Below are 16,250 nucleotides of genomic sequence, written 5' to 3'. Positions count from 1 at the left end.
ACGTCGCGCCGGCTAGTGATGGTGCTGATCGGGCCGCGGCTCGGGGGAGCCGCCCATCATCCGCAGCATCGGCATTCCGCCCGAGGTGGCGAACCGGGCAACCAGCAGCGCCGCGACCGCCAGGAAGACGATGTTGAGCCACGTGGTGTAGTTCCACGAGATACCCGCTTGCATGACTGTGGCATTACGCTCGTGGGGAATGAGATTTGTTGTGCCGAAGATCAATTCGATCAAGTACCCGGCTACGACCATGGCGAGGTAGAAGGTACCGAGGATCGTCAGCATCATCTTGGTGCCGTAGTACTTGCGGTAGATATTCAAGATCGGCAGGATGATCAGGTCGGCGAAGATGAAGGCGATAACGCCGCCGAAGCTGATACCGCCGTTCCAAAGCACGGCGGCCAGCGGCACATTGCCGATTGAGCAGACGAACGACACGATGGCCACGATCGGGCCGACGATCGGCCCCCACACCGGTGCTACACCGGGATGATTGGCTAAAAAGAAGCTTTGCCAAAATGTTTCAGGAACCCATGCCGCGATAGCGCCCGCGATCAACAAGCCCAGGACGAGGTCGCGCAGGATCGCCAGCCACTCCATGACGAACACATGCGAAACCGAGGTGAAGCCCTCGGGGGAGAACACCCGCTGCCAAAATGACCCGTCTCGCTGGATCGACATGTCCATGGCGGCATGGCCTTCCATCGAACCGGCGATTCCCCGCTCGGCCTGCTCGCGGGCGGCGTCGACGAGGCGGGAACGCACGAACAACCGGAACAGAACCGCCAACACCACGATCATGATGGGACCGCCGACGAACTCCGCGGCGGTGAACTGCCAGCCCATCAACAGGGCCAGGATGATGCCCAACTCCACCACGAGATTGGTGGAGCCGATCTCGAACGCCATCGCGGCGGTGAAGTTTGCTCCTTTTCGGAAGAGCGACCGAGCCAACGCCACCGCGGCATATGAGCACGACGACGAGGCCGCGCCCAGTCCGGCCGCCACCGCCAGGGTGCGCGGCCGGTCGTCGCCCATCAGGCTCACGATCGTCGAACGTCGCACCACCGCCTGCACCACCGCCGACAGGATGAAACCCAGGATCAACGCCCAGGTGATCTCCCACGTCATCGACCCCGCCAACGCCAAGGCATGACCGAGGGCCGCCAGCGCTCTGCCTGTCATTCGGGCCTCCGCGGTAGTTGCGTATTCCGGCGATTCTCCCTGGTAGGTCCGGGCTGCGCCCGAATTCCAAATATACCTCTAGGGGGTATATTGTCAAGCGATTCGGGCCCGATTCAACCGGCCGGCGCCGGCGGCAAAGTTACTGGTCAGCGCCTCGATCTGGCCAGCGGCCGGGAAATTCCACCCATTCCCGCGCCGCGCTTGGACCAGGCGTCTAAGCTTGTGCGGTTCGTATATTTCCGTGTCGATACCCGGATTGGTGGTTTTGCGAGCGCTGCTACGGGGGGTTCCGTTGCGCGTATCGACATTCTGGTGATGCTTGGGAAGGCATCGCCGGATGAACTGAGACGAGGTAAGAACGGCGATGCAGTCGCGTGTCACGCCCATTGCGGTCATCGGGATGGGCTGCCGGCTCCCCGGCGGTATCGACTCACCTGACGCGTTTTGGCAGGCGCTGCTACGCGGCGACGACTTAGTGACCGAGATCCCGCCTGACCGGTGGGATGTCGAGGACCACTACGACCCCGAGCGCGGCGTCCAGGATCGGTCGGTATCGCGGTGGGGCGGATTCATCGACGACGTCGGCGGTTTCGACGCCGCGTTCTTCGGCTTCGGGGAACGCGAGGCGACCGCCATCGACCCGCAGCACCGGTTGCTGCTGGAGACGTCCTGGGAAGCGATCGAGCATGCCGGAATCGTGCCGGCCTCCTTGAGCGGCTCTCGTACCGGAGTGTTCGTGGGGCTGTGCCAGCAGGACTACACCCTGATGACCGGCGACGCCGGCGTGCTGGGCGATGCCTACGGCTACACCTGCACTCCGTTCAGCATGGCTTCGGGGCGAATCGCCTATGGGCTGGGGCTGTTGGGCCCGGCCATCACCATGGACACCTCGTGCTCGTCGGGTCTGCTCGCCGTGCACATGGCCTGCCAGAGTCTGGACAGCGGCGAGAGCGATCTTGCCTTGGCCGGCGGCGCGATGTTGGTGCTGGACCCGCGGGTGTCAACCTCGGCGTCGGGGCAGGGCATGCTCTCGCCGACGGGCCGCTGCCACACATTCGATGTCGCCGCTGACGGTTTCGTGCGTTCCGATGGTTGTGCGGTGGTCATGCTCAAGCGGCTGTCCGACGCCGAGCGCGACGGCGACCGGATCCTGGCGGTCGTGCGCGGCACGGCAGCCAACCAGGACGGTCGTTCCGAGACGATCACAACGCCGTCGTCGGATGCGCAGGCCGCGGTGTACCGGGCAGCGTTGGATATCGCCGGCGTCCCGGCGTCGACGGTCGGCATGGTGGAGGCGCACGGCACCGGAACCCCGAAGGGCGATCCGCTCGAATTCACCAGCCTCACAGAGGTTTATGGTGCCGCCGGTAACCGCGTTGCGCTGGGATCGGCCAAGAGCAATGTGGGCCATACCGAGGCGGCGGCCGGCGCGGTCGGGCTGGTCAAGGCTGTTCTCGGGCTGCGGCACGGTGTGGTGCCGCCGATGGCGCACTTCACCCGGTTGCCCGACGAGCTGCAGCAGATCGAAACCGGATTGTTTGTGCCACAAGAGGTTACGCCGTGGCCGGACAAGGGCGACGGGCAGGGTTACGTTCCAAGACGAGCCGGGGTGACATCGTTCGGAATGTCGGGCACCAACGTGCACGCCGTTCTCGAGCAGGCGCCCGAGCCGCAAACCGGCACGGCGGAAAACTCTATAACCGGCCCGCTGTTGTTCGCATTGTCGTCGACGTCCGCCGACGAGCTTCGCCGAACCGCGCAACGGCTGAGCGACTGGCTGGACGCCAACCAAGCGGGTCTGGACGCCGGCGACCTGGCCTATACCCTGGCGCGGCGGCGTGGGCACCGGACCGTACGCACCGCGGTGATCGCCGACAACCTCTCCGAGCTGAGCACCGGACTGCGCGAAATCGCCGACGGCGAAACCCCTTACGTGCCGGCGGCGGGTCACGACGACCGCGGACCGGTGTGGATTTTCTCCGGCCAGGGTTCGCAGTGGGCGGCGATGGGCGCGGAGCTGTTGGCCAACGAGCCGGCGTTCGCCGCAACCGTCGCGCAAGCCGAGCCGCTGATCGCGGCGGAGTCGGGGTTTTCGGTTACCGAGGCGCTGTCGGCGCCGGAGACGGTGACCGGTATCGGGCGGGTGCAACCCACCTTGTTCACCTTCCAGGTCGCAATGGCCACCGCCATGCGCGCCCACGGCGTGCAGCCCGGCGCCGTTATCGGGCACTCGATGGGCGAGATCGCGGCGGCCGTTGTTGCCGGGGCACTTTCGCTGCAGGACGGGGTCAAGGTGATCTGCCGGCGCTCCGGGTTGATGTCACGCGTCGCGGGCGCGGGAGCGATGGCCTCGGTGGAGCTGCCCGCCCAGCAAGTGCGGGAGGAATTGGCCGCCCGCGGCATCGACGACGTCGTGGTGTCGGTGATCGCCTCGCCGAACTCCACCGTGATAGGCGGAGCCACCCAGCCGGTTCGCGAGCTCGTCGCCGAATGGGAAGCCCGCGAGGTGATGGCCCGTGAGGTGGCCGTGGACGTCGCATCGCACACCTCTGCGGTCGACCCGATCCTGGCTGACCTGGCCGAACAACTCGCAGACCTCACCCCGACGGCGCCGAACGTACCGTATTACTCTGCGACACTTGATGATCCGCGTATCGTGCCGGCTTTCGACGCCGGCTACTGGGTGAACAACCTGCGGCACTCGGTGAAGTTCGCGGCCGCGGTGCAGGCCGCCCTGGACGACGGTCACCGGGTGTTCGGCGAACCCTCGCCGCACCCGCTGCTGACCCGCGCGGTGGAACAAACCGCGGCCGCGGCCGACATCAGCGTGCAAGCTCTGGCCGGCATGCGGCGCGAGCAGCCGATGCCCCACGGCTTGCTCGGCTTCCTGACCGATCTCTACAGTGCCGGTGCCGCAATTGATTTCGCCTCGCTTTATCCGAACGGGCGTCTGGTGGACGCCCCGCTGCCGACCTGGACCCGGCAACGGCTGCTCGTCGAATCTCACGGCTCGACGGCCCGCGGTCAGTCCGCTATAACGGTGCACCCGCTGTTGGGCGCGCACGTCCGGCTGCCCGAGGAGCCGGAACGCCATGCCTGGCAGGGCGAGATCGGCACCGCGGCGTTGCCGTGGCTGGCCGATCACCAGGTGAACGGCGTTGCGGTCTTCCCCGGTGCCGGCTTCTGCGAGATGGCGCTGGCGTCGGCCGCCGAGATGCTCGGACCCGACGCCGAGGTGCGTGATGTCCGGTTCGAGCAGATGCTGCTGATGGACGCCCAAACCCCGGTCAGCGCAGTGGCTTCGATGAAGGACGCCGGCGTCGCCGAGTTCGTGGTGGAAACCGATCGCGACGGCGAACGCACCCGGCAGGCGAGCGCGGTGCTGCGTGCCGCCTCCGCGAAAGACCCCGACGAACTACCGCAGCGGCGCGACATCGCCGCCCTGCTGGCCACCCATCCGCAACGGACGGACGGCGCCGCGGTGCGACGCCTGTTCGCCGAACGTGGCGTCGATTACGGCCCGGCCTTTACCGGTCTCATGTTCGCGCACAACGCGGAAGGAAAGAGCCGCAGCGTCGTTGTCGAGGTCGAGCTACCCAGGGTGGTCCGGACGCAGCAGGGGAGTTACGGCGTCCATCCCGCGCTGTTGGACGCCTGCTTCCAGGCGGTGCTGGCGCACCCGGCCATCAAGGATGCCTCGCAAGTCGGCCTGCTGCTGCCGTTGAGTGTGGGGCGGCTGCGCCGGTATGCCCCGATGCGCGGTACTCGCTACTGCCACCTGCGCATCGTCTCGGCGAGCGAGTCGGCCGTCGAGGTGGATCTGGATCTGTTGGACGAGACCGGTGCGGTCCTGCTGGCCGTCCAGGGCCTGCGGATGGCGGCCAGCGGCGGCGGCACCGACCACCTGATGGCCGAGCGACTGCTGACCGTCGAGTGGCGGCAGCAGACGCTGCCGGCGGTGCCCGATTCGACGGTGGGAAGTTGGCTATTGATCAACACCGCCGAGACCGACCTGCTGGAGTCGAGGCTCACGGATGCGCTGAAATCCCTTGGCGCACAATCGACAACCCTGAATTGGCCGGACCAGGCCGACCACTTGGCCAACACCGCGCAGCTGGCCGCCTCGGTGCGCGGCGGTCTCGAGGGTGTGGTAATCGTGTGCCCGCCGCCGGCCGGCCAGCCCGACGAGCAGGGTCTGCTGCAGGGCCGTGAGCAAGTGCGTCACGTGGTCCGGATGATCCGCGAGCTGCCGGAACTGTCGGCGCAACCGCCGCGGCTGTATGTCCTTACCAGGCGAGCACAGGTCGTCCTGGCCGATGACGACCCCAACCTGGTGCAGGCCGGGCTGCGGGGCCTGTTGCGGGTGGTCGGTGCGGAGAATCCTCAGCTGCACACCACCCAGATCGATCTGCAGGACGACGGCGACATCGAACAGGTGGCCCAGGAGCTGCTGTCCGGTTCGCCCGAGGACGAGACCGCCTGGCGCGGCGGCCAGTGGTACACGGCACGGCTGCGCTGCACACCGCTGGGTGCCGACGAGCGCCGGACGACCACGGTCAACCACGAGACCGATCAGATGCGCGTGGTGGTCCGCCACCCCGGCGATCTGCAGACGATCGAGTTCGTCGCCTTCGACCGCAAGATACCGGAGCCGGGCCAGGTTGAGATCGCGGTCGACGCGTCCAGCGTCAACTTCGCCGAAGTCCTTGCGGCCCTTGGCCGTTATCCCGACCTGGAGGGCGAGCCACACCAGTTGGGCTTCGACCTGGGCGGTGTGGTGGCCCGGGTCGGCGACGGTGTCACCGACCTGAAGGTCGGCGACCGGGTGGGTGGCTTCTCCGGATTCGCGAACGGCAGCTGGGGCACGTTTGTCACCTGTGATGCCCGGCTCGTCTCCGCGCTGCCGTCGACCGTCACCACGGTCCAGGCGGCCGCCGCGGCAACCGCGTACGGCACCGCGTGGTACGGGCTGTACGAACTGGCCAGAATCTCGGCCGAAGACAAGGTGCTGATCCACTCCGGTACCGGCGGCGTCGGCCAGGCCGCGATCGCGATCGCGAAGATGGTGGGCGCCGAGATCTTCGCTACCGCGGGCAGCCCCGAGCGGCGAGAGCTGTTGCGGAACATGGGCATCGAGCATGTCTATGATTCGCGCAGCACCGAGTTCGCGGATGAGATCCGTCGCGACACCGACGGATATGGCGTCGACATCGTGCTCAACTCGCTGACCGGTGCGGCCCAGCATGCCGGATTCGACCTGCTGGCCTACGGAGGGCGGTTCGTCGAGATCGGTAAGCGCGACATCTACGCCGATGCCCGGCTGGGTCTGTTCCCCTTCCGCCGCAACCTCACCTTCTATGCCGTCGACCTGGCACTGCTGACGCACACCCATCCGGGGCGGGTACAGGCGCTGCTTCGCACGCTGTACCAGCGGATCGCCGACGGCGACCTGCCGGCGCCGTCCTGCACCGAATACCCGCTGTCGCAGGCGGCTACGGCGATCCGGGTGATGAGCGGTGCCGAGCACACCGGCAAGTTGGTGCTCACCGTGCTGCGCACCGGGCAGACCCCTGCGGTGCTGCCGCCGGAGCAGGCACCGGTCTTCCGTAAGGACGGCGCCTACATCGTTACCGGCGGTCTTGGCGGCCTGGGACTGTTCCTGGCCGGCCAGATGGCCAAGGCGGGCTGCGGACGGATCGTGCTGACCGCGCGTTCTGCCCCAACGCCCAAGGCGCGTCAGGCAATTGAGCGGTTGCGCGCGAACGGGACCGACGTCGTCGTGGAGAGCGGCAACATCGCCGAAGCCGACACCGCCGCCCAGGTGGTGGCCGCGGCCACCGCGACCGGCCTTCCGCTGCGCGGGGTGCTGCACGCGGCCGCGGTCGTCGAGGACGCCGTTCTGGCCAACATCACCGACGAGCTGATCGACAAGGACTGGGCGCCAAAGGTCAACGGCGTGTGGAACTTGCATCACGCGACGGCCGGTCAGCCACTGGACTGGTTCTGCTCGTTCTCGTCGGTGGCCGCGCTGTTCGGCTCGGCCGGTCAGGGCGCGTACGCCGCGGCGTCGAGTTGGCTAGATGCGTTCACCCACTGGCGGCGCAGTCAGGGACTGCCGGCGAACACGGTCGCGTGGGGAGCGTGGGGCGAGATCGGCCGCGCTACTTTCCTGGCGGCGGGTGGTCGCACCACGATGATCGCTCCGGACGAGGGAGCGCAGGCGTTCGAAACGTTGTTGCGTTACGACCGGGGCTACACCGGCTATGTCCCGACCACGGGTGCGCCGTGGCTGGCCGCGCTGGTTGCCCGCAGCCCGTTCGCCGAAGCGTTCCAGGACACCGGGGACCACCATGGAGCCGAAAGTTCGGCGCTGCGTGCCGAATTGCGGACGCTGTCGCGCGACGAATGGCCGGCCCGGCTGCGCCGCCTGATCGCGGATCAGACCGGCTTGATCCTGCGCCGCGCGATCGACCCCGACCGCCCGTTCGCTGAGCACGGGCTGGACTCGCTGGGCAACCTCGAACTGCGCACCCGTATCGAAGCCGAGACCGGAATCCGTGTCACCCCCAAGACAATCGCCACCTTCAACTCGGCGCGCACTTTGGGGCTACACGTGTCGGAGGCACTCGCGGCAGAAGAGGGTCAGGCGGCCCCATCGTAAAGCATCGTGAGCAGCCCGGTCGTGGTTACTCCACGACCCAGCTGTCCTCCTCGCTCAGCAGCGAGCAGAGCAGGGAATGTATTGCCTCCAACGGCTTTTCCCGCCCCGGTAGGTGCGCGTGGTGCTCGATGAACAGCCGTCCCGCGAAGCTTCCGCAGCTGTAGAGGTCGACGGGTGCGCGGGTGGGAAACCAGAGTTCGCTCTGAAAGTCGTCGAGGTCCATGTCTTCAGGCGTGCGGAGCGGTGGAATGGTGCCGGTGTCGGTGACCAGCACCACCGGAGGCAGTCCCGCCGGGGTGCCCTGGTACTGCAGGTTGAAGTGCAGCGCGGATTGCTGAATCACGCCGTCGGACAGGTCGTTCCGGAAAGAATCCACGATGCCGCGGGCCAGATCGACAACGTCGGTGTCGGGCCTGATCTCCGCGAGATAGGTCGCCACCCCCAGGGGCAGTGTGCTGCCGGTGAGACTCACCGGCGGCGACAGCAGATAGCGCAGATCAACCGGATAGATGTAGGGAATCGGAATGTGTGGGGTTTTGCGCAGTTCCCACTCGGCCAGCAGGATGGCGGCGGCGACCACGGAGTTGAGGCTGAGCTGATTGGCGAGCCCGAACTCCACCAGTTCGGCGGTCTCCTCTTCGGTGAACCGGATTCGGGCGATCGGAATCGGTTGGATTGAATCCGGATCCGCCATCTCGGGTGGCTTCTCCTGGGCCGGCAGGTCATAGGCGAACAGTGCCTTGAACAGCTTTTCGAGCCCCGATCGCTGCTGCTTGATCACGCCCCGCTGTTCGAGCAAGAGCTCCAGCGCTTCGGGGGCGGGCTGCGGTGTTATCGGGGCGGGGGCGCCGGTGGTGACCACATCGGTGTAGAGCGAGAAGAGTTCTTCGAGAAGACCGAACGCGTGGTGGGCGTCGGCCAGACTGTGGTGGGTGTACAGTGTGATCTCGGTGCGTCCGCCGCTGCGCTTCAACCGCAGATTCAGCAGGGTTTGATTCTGGTCCAGGTGCATGCCCGCGGTCTTCGGTGCGGCTTCCGAATCGGCATCTTCGTCGACCACCCAGATCCCCGGGTGCATCAGGTCTTCGGCAACGATCTGGTAGCGCCCGTCGTCGGCCTTCTCGAGCCGGCCGGTGAAAACCGGGTGGGATTCCAGCAGCGCGTCGAAGGCGTCCGACATCGCGTCGAGGTCGACGGGACCGTTGACGCGCGCGGTGAACGCGAAATAGGTCTCGTTGACCGCGAACACTTCTTCGCTGCGCGTCAGCTTTCGGATCACGGATCCGGGAAACACCGTCATACCCCCCTGTTCAGCATGTGCTGGCCCGTCGATAGCCCCTCAGCGCCGGTAGGACGCATACGGCGGTGATGCCGCCGGCCCACAGCAGGGTGGCGATCATCGGCGATCGCACCGGGCCGCCCATCGACAATCCGCGCATCGCTTCGATCGCGTAACTCATCGGCTGGTGCGCGACGACCGGCTGTATCCACTTGGGGAATTGGTCCACCGGCAAGAAACCGGTGGAGAACACCACCAAGAGGATGTGCACGAGCGTGACCGTCTCGAGGAGGAAGTTGTTGGCCGCGTACAGCGCCACCACGGTGATCAGGGTGGTGCAGGCCAGTCCGAATATCAGCGGGACGATGAACCAGGTCAGGCTCGCGAGCAGGCCTTGGTGAAACCGGAATCCCAGGATCATCCCCACGGCCAGCACGACGAGCGTGGTGATCATGATCCGAACCACTTCGGCGACGATCCGCGAGAGCACACCCGACGCGCGGTGCACGGGCACCACCCAGAGCCGGCGCAGCAAGCCATTGGAGCGCTCGCCGATCAGGCCGATCGCCCCGACCGCAGCACCGTTGATCGTGGCGGCGAGCGCGTTCAGCGGGACGGTGCCGTACAACGCGCTGTGCCCGGTGACCTGTGAAATGACGCTGCCCAGAATGATGTTCAAGGTCAGCAGGAAAAGGATGGGCAATACCAGCGCCTCGATCACCGTGGTGAGGTCGCGTGCCCACCCCAGCAGGATCCGCCGGGTCAGGACCCGGGTTTGCGACACCAGTGCCCGCAACGAATTCTCGTAGTACCGCCCGTGGTGTGGACCGAGATTCGTGGCTTGCTCGTGTACCAACGTCATTTCGCCCGCCTCGACAACACGACGACCGACGTCGGTATCAGCAACGCGGTCAGACCGGCCAGCCACGCCAACGTCGGCGCCAGCAGCGACCAGGTCACCGGCGTGCCGTACGGGGCGGCGTCACCGGCCAATGCGCGCAGCGCGGTCACGAACTGCGACACCGGCTGGTTGCGCACGATCGGCTGGATCCAGTGCGGAAACTGTTGGGCCGGTTGGACTCCGGTGGACAGCAGCCCGAAGATCAACGGCGGCAGGATCAGCAACGGGGTCATCGCCGCCGGGTTGCGGCTACCGGTGCCGACCAGGTCCGCGCCGAAGGACAAGATCGACCCGATCGCGATTACCAGCAGCACAAAGGCCGCGGTGTACACCGCCGACTGGTGGAACCGGAATCCGATCACATAGCCGCAGACCACCGCCACCGCCACCGAAATCGCGCACCGGTACACCGCGGCCGAGATGCGGGCACCCACCGGCGCGAACGGAGTCATCGGCATGGACCTGAACCGCCGATTGATGCCCTGCACCGAATCCGTCGCCGCCCGAAACGCCGTCGACATCGCGGCGAAGGTGATGGCCTGCAAGGCGATCAACGGCATCACGTATTGCGCGTAGCTGCTGCACAGGGTTTTGGTGGCGGTGCCCATGACCTGGTGCAACGGGATGTAGAAGCCGGCCGTGAAAACCACCGAGGAGGCGATCGTCACGACGAGCTCACCGTTGCGCAGGGTCGGCGCGATGAAGCGTTTGGTGAGTACCCACCACTGTGCGAGCGAAGACGGGCGGCGCTCGGTGGTGGTTGCCGCGGTCACCCGGCGGCCTGGGTCGCAACGGGAGTGCGCGGCCGGGGAGATTCGTCGGTCAGCGCCAGGAATACGTCGTCGAGTGACGGGCGCCGCAGGGCGACGTCGGCGAGGTCGATGTTGGCCGCGGCCAGCCGGCCGACGGCCTCGATCAGGGTGCTGGCACCATCGGGCGCCGGTATGGCGATCCGATCGGATTCGGGTGTCAGAGCGGCCCTGATCTTCTCGGGCACCAGCGAGCCGAGCGTGTCGGCGATCGCGGCCAGATCCTTCAGATTGCGCGGCACGATCTCGCAGTAGCTGCCGCCCGTGCGCTCCTTGAGCTGATCGGCCGTTCCCTCCGCGATGACCCGCCCGTGGTCGATCACGACGATCCGGTCGGCCAGGGCGTCGGCTTCCTCGAGGTACTGCGTGGTCAGCAGCGTGGCGATGCCGAGACCTTTGAACTTGCTGACCAGGTCCCAAATGCTTTGCCTGCTGCGCGGATCCAGCCCGGTCGTGGGCTCGTCCAGGAAGACCACCTGTGGCCGGACCACCAGACCGCAGGCGATGTCGATGCGCCGGCGCATACCGCCCGAGTAGGTCTTCACGCGCCGGTCAGCGGCGTATGCCAGATCGAATTCGTCGATGAGCTCCTTGGCCCGGGTGTGGGCCGCCGACTTGTTCAATCCGAACAGCCGGCCGAACATCACCAGGTTTTCGCTGCCGGTGAGCATGTCGTCGATCGCGACTTGCTGGCCGGTGAGCATGATCGACCGGCGCACACCGGCCGGCTCGGAAACGGTGTCATAGCCCGCGACCACCGCGCGGCCGCTATCCGGCCGGCTCAGCGTCGACAAGATATCCACCAGCGTGGTCTTGCCCGCCCCGTTCGGTCCGAGCAGGCCGAGTACCTCACCGCGACCGACTTCAAAGCTGACCTCTTGCAAGGCCACAAACTCGCCGAAGGTTTTGCGAACCTTGTCGACGATGACGGCCTGGTCAAAGTTCTTACGCGCGTTAACCACTCAGTTCACCTCAACCCGCGTCAAGAGCCGACAAGTCCACCAGGGCCAGCTCCATGGGCTCCGAGCCCATGTCACCGTCGTCGGGGACGGCGGTGATGGCGTCGGCGATCAGCTCCCGCAGCGCGATCGGAAAACGCTGCGCGAGCGCTTCGGCCTGGGTGCTCTGCACCCGGCGAGTGTCGTACCACCAATCGAGATGCATTGCGCCGGAGTGGCGGTACACCCGGAATTCGATGGCATGACCGAGGCCCGGAAGCGTGTCGCGCACCGGCCCGAGTACTGAAGCCGCGTCGGAGTCGAATTGCACCGCCGCATCGATCGGCGGCAGCTGGGGGATCGCGCCGGCATATCGGAAGTGGACGTCAGCGGAGCCCGCCGCCGACAGCAGCCGCGCGGTGGGCGCATAAAGGTGCCGCAGCAGCCCGTACCCGATGCCGTAGTGCGGAACGGCTTTGAGGGTGTCGCGAACGGCTTCCAGCAGTTCGGTGGCCGGGGTGTCGTCGCTGGTGGCACACCGCAGCGGGATCGGGTAGATCGTGGTGAATCGCCCGATGGTTCGGCGCAAATCGACATCCGGTCGCAGCACCGAGCGGCCCGGCCCCTCCAGGTCGACGGCGGCCACACCGGTGCCGACGGTCTGGGCGATGGTCCGACTCAGCGCCGCGAGCAGGATCTCCTCGACCGACCACCCCAGCGCACGGCGAGCGTCGTCGACCTCGGATGTCTGTTCGACGGTCAGCGCCGACGACACCTTCGTCAGGTCATCGCCGTGCGGCGGGGCGGCGACGTTCGCGTCCGCCGGGCGCAGCGTCGCCTTGGAGCTCTCCAGCCAGAAGTCACGCGTGTCGAGAACCGCCGGGTGCGTCGCGAGAGCCGCGGAGCGCAGCGACCAGTCCCGCCACGAGGTGGTGGTGGGCGGCAGCGAGATATCTTGGCCCGCAATGCGTTGCGTGAATGCCGTCAAGATGTCGGCGATCAGGATCTCGCGCGACGTGGTGTCGGCAACGATCTCGTGCAGCGACAGCGCCAGGTAGCCGCCTTCGTCGCGACCGGAGACATAGACGGCGGTCAACGCCGCGCTCAGGTCGCCCTGGGCCGTCAGCTCGGCAGCGATGTCGAGCACCGCCGCCCGCTGCGCCGCGGGTTGCGATCCCACGCTCTCGGGAAGCGAACGCACAGAGAGCGCCTCGAATTCGGCGGGCGCCGCGATGTGTTGCTCCCAGGTTCCCGCGCGGTCGACAAGCTGGAGGCGCAACGCGTCATGGTGGTTGGCCAGCGCGGTGAGCACGGACCGGACGTCGTCGACGCCGACTCCCGCATCGAGGCGCAGGATCAGCGGCGCCCGCCAGCGTCCCGCCTCTTGCACACCGTGTTCGAGGAAGGACACGACATTCGGCGGAACGGCCGGATGTGACGTGGCCTCAGCAGGTTTCGCCAAACCGCCGGCCGCGTACTTCGCATCGACGTGTGCCGCCAGGGTTACCAGTGTCGGGTTTCCGTAGAGGTCCTGTGGGCTGACGTCCAGACCCGCGTTGCTGGCGTTGGTCGCGATGCCGATCGCGATCAGGGAATCACCGCCGAGGTCGAAGAAGTTGTCGGTGCGCCCGATGGAACCCAGGCCCAGGCACTGCATCCAGATCTGCCGCAACACCGTCTCGGTTTGCGACTGCCCGTTGACGGAGACATCGGGGTGGACGGCTGCGCCGTTGGTGGACGCAGTCGGCACCAGGTGTTCGTCGGCGACCCGCTCGGCCCAGCTGACCGGCTTGGGGTCAACCCAATGCCGTTCGTGGGCGAAGGGATAACCGGGCACGGAGACGATGTGCTGCTTGGGCCCGGTCGTCGGTGTCCAGTCGACCGGCAGACCGGCCGACCACAATTGGCCGAGGCCGAGCAGCAAGGTGTCCCGGTCATCGACGTTCTGAATCGGGTGCCGCATCAGCCGAACCGCGCGGTGCCCGCCCGACCACTTCGGGTGCCGCATCGCCGAACCGGTCAAGCTGCCGCCGGGGCCCACCTCCACAAGGATCCGGTCCGGATCGCTGAGCAGCACATCGAGTTCGTCGGCGAAGCGGATCGTGGAGCTGATTTGGCGTGCCCAGCTGGCCGGATCGGTGATCTGTTCGTCCGTCATCCAGGTTCCGGTGAGGTTGCTGAGCAGAGGTGTGCTCGGCCGGCCGAGCGTGACGCCGGACAGGAACTGACCGAACTCCGCCGCCATGGCATCCATTGCGCTGGAATGGAATGCGTGGGTGGCGCGCACCCGCCGCGCGGTGATGCCGGCCTCGCGGAGCCGTTGGGTGAACGCGCGGATCGCGTCGTTCGGGCCCGCGACGACGCAATTGCCCGGGTCGTTGACCGCGGACAGCTCGACGCCGGGGGTGAGGTATTCGGCGAGGTCGTCGGGACCCAGTGCCACGGCCACCATCGAGCCCGGCGGGGACTCATGCATCAGGCGGGCACGCAGGGCCACCAGCTTGATCGCCGTATCGAGGTCGAACACCCCGGCCAGGGTGGCCGCGATGTATTCGCCGGTGCTGTAGCCGATATACGCTCCGGCGCGCAGGCCATAGGTTTCGACGAGCCGCGCCAGCGCATACTCCACCGTGAACAGCGCGGGCTGGGAACGGTCAATGCGCTCCAAATCCGTTGTGGCGTCGCCGAATATCTCCGCGTGCAGGTCGATTCCCATCTCGCTGCGGAAACCCGCGACGCAGGCGTCGAAGTGTTCGGCGAAGACCGGCTCGGTGTCGTACAGCCCCCGGGCCATCCCGACGTGCTGAGCGCCCTGTCCCGGGAACATGAAAACGACGTGCTCCGAGTTGGATTCGACGTTGTCGCCGACGGATTCGCCGACGAAGACATTATCGTGCTCGGCTGCCCGCAAGACCGTGGCCGCGTGCTCGCGGTCGTGAACCACGGCCGCCATCGTGACGCCGTACTTACGCCGCCCGGCGAGGGTAAACGCGGCATCGGACAGGTTCGGGCCGTCCGGGGCGGTCAGCGCGGCGGCCAGGTTGCCCCGCGATTCCTCGAGTGCGGCCGCGTTTCGTGCCGAGAGCAGCAGCACCTGGGGACCGGTTGCCTCGGCCTGCGCCGGAACCGGCGGTGCCTCCTCGACGACGATGTGCGCGTTGGTGCCACCCACCCCGAACGAGCTGACCCCGGCTCGGCGCACGCCATCCCATTCCCAGGGGCCGTACGCACTTTGCACCGTGAACGGGGTCTCCTCGAGACGCAATTCCGGGTTCGGGCTGGTGTAGTGCAGTGTCGCGGGAATCGCCTTGTTCTTCAGGCACAGAATCGTTTTGATCAGACCCACGACACCCGCGGCCACCTCCAGGTGGCCGATGTTCGACTTGACCGACCCGAGCACACACGGTCCGGGCCGCGGCGTCTGGGACACGGCGAACGCGTTTCGCAACCCTTGGACTTCGATGGGATCACCAAGCGGCGTCCCGGTCCCGTGCGTCTCGACGTAGCTCACCGTCGAGGCGTCGATGCCCGCGACCGCGTGAGCTTCCGCGATGACATCGGCTTGAGCGGTCGGATTCGGTGCCGCGTAGCCCATTTTCATGGATCCGTCGTTGTTGATCGCCGATCCGCGGATCACGGCGTGAATGCGGTCCCCGGCATCGAGGGCGGCCTGCAACGGTTTGAGGGCCACCATCGCGACGCCGCTGCCGAACACCGTGCCGTCGGCGCGCACGTCGAAGGGCCGGCAGTGGCCGACCGCCGACATCATCGATCCCGGCGAGGTCCAGTAACCGACATGATGGGGGACCGACAGCGACACCCCGCCGGCCAGCGCCATGTCGCATTCCCCGGACAGCAGGCTCTGGCAGGCCAGGTGGATCGCAACCAACGACGACGAGCACGCGGTTTGTACCGTGAGGCTCGGGCCGCGGAGATCGAACTGGTGAGACACCCGGGTCGCCAGGAAATCCTTGTCGTTCTGCAGGAACAGGTTGAACTGCTCGAAATTGAGTCCCGTTCCCATGAATGCGTTTTGGCCGTGGTGCGACGACAGGTTGTGCAGCAGGTAACCGCTGGGGGAGCAGGTTCCGTAAACGCCGACCGAGCCGTCGAACAGCGCGGGGTCACAGCCGGAGTCTTCGAGGGCATGCCATGCGCACTGCAGGAACAACCGGTGCTGGGGATCCAGCGTCCGAGCGAGCTGCGGAGGGAACCCGAAGAATTCGGCGTCGAACTCGTCGATGCCGTCGACGATCGGCGCGCGCCGCACATATGCCGGGTTGGCCAGCACCTCGTCGCCGACCCCGGCGGTCCGCAGCTCGTCCTCGGAAAGGGTGGTGATCGACTCTTCCCCGCGCCGTAGGTTGTCCCAGAACGCCGACACGCTGTTGGCGCCCGGGAATCTGCCTGCCATGCCGACTACCGCAATTGCGTTGTCCGGCTGAGACTCTGAGTAAGCCCCTTCGTACGTGCTCAT

General features: G+C 66.8%; 7 protein-coding genes. 1 reads left to right on the top strand and 6 read right to left on the bottom strand.

Going from position 1 to position 16,250, the window contains the following annotated elements:
- Positions 1 to 12 precede the first annotated feature (12 nt).
- The gene (locus ACTXG5_RS24495) at positions 13 to 1,185 is read right to left on the bottom strand and encodes a permease (RefSeq protein ID WP_445161253.1); all 1,173 of its coding nucleotides are present in this window, start codon (positions 1,183 to 1,185) and stop codon (positions 13 to 15) included.
- 364 nt (positions 1,186 to 1,549) lie between these two features.
- Here ACTXG5_RS24495 and pks2 point away from each other — a divergent pair, with 364 nt between their 5' ends.
- Positions 1,550 to 7,846 carry a sulfolipid-1 biosynthesis phthioceranic/hydroxyphthioceranic acid synthase gene (gene pks2, locus ACTXG5_RS24490; RefSeq protein WP_445161252.1) on the top strand — a complete coding sequence of 2,099 codons (6,297 nt, stop codon included), beginning with the start codon at positions 1,550 to 1,552 and terminating at the stop codon, positions 7,844 to 7,846.
- Between the two features lie 25 nt (positions 7,847 to 7,871).
- Here the strand turns inward: pks2 and ACTXG5_RS24485 are convergent, their stop codons facing one another.
- Genes ACTXG5_RS24485 through ACTXG5_RS24465 form a run of 5 tightly spaced genes read right to left on the bottom strand, consistent with a single transcriptional unit; the run spans position 7,872 to position 16,250 of the window.
- Positions 7,872 to 9,140 (bottom strand): phthiocerol/phthiodiolone dimycocerosyl transferase family protein, encoded by a 1,269-nt coding sequence (locus tag ACTXG5_RS24485; RefSeq protein ID WP_445164573.1) that lies wholly within the window; start codon positions 9,138 to 9,140, stop codon positions 7,872 to 7,874.
- A gap of 16 nt (positions 9,141 to 9,156) precedes the next feature.
- A complete protein-coding gene (locus tag ACTXG5_RS24480; protein WP_445161251.1) occupies positions 9,157 to 9,987 on the bottom strand; it encodes an ABC transporter permease in 831 nt (276 codons plus the stop codon).
- Entirely contained in the window at positions 9,984 to 10,799 is an 816-nt protein-coding gene (locus tag ACTXG5_RS24475) for an ABC transporter permease (RefSeq protein ID WP_445161250.1), read from the bottom strand. The genes ACTXG5_RS24480 and ACTXG5_RS24475 overlap by 4 nt, the downstream gene beginning before the upstream one ends.
- On the bottom strand, positions 10,796 to 11,797 hold the full coding sequence (locus tag ACTXG5_RS24470; protein ID WP_445161249.1) for an ATP-binding cassette domain-containing protein: 1,002 nt from the start codon (positions 11,795 to 11,797) through the stop codon (positions 10,796 to 10,798). The genes ACTXG5_RS24475 and ACTXG5_RS24470 overlap by 4 nt, the downstream gene beginning before the upstream one ends.
- Before the next feature lie 10 nt (positions 11,798 to 11,807).
- Positions 11,808 to 16,250: a type I polyketide synthase gene (locus ACTXG5_RS24465; protein WP_445161248.1), complete on the bottom strand. Its 4,443-nt coding sequence runs from the start codon at positions 16,248 to 16,250 to the stop codon at positions 11,808 to 11,810.

The sequence above is a fragment of the Mycobacterium sp. Dal123C01 genome (assembly GCF_052566995.1).
Note: the sequence above shows the minus strand (reverse complement) of the source record. Positions and strands in the feature narration are given on the sequence as shown.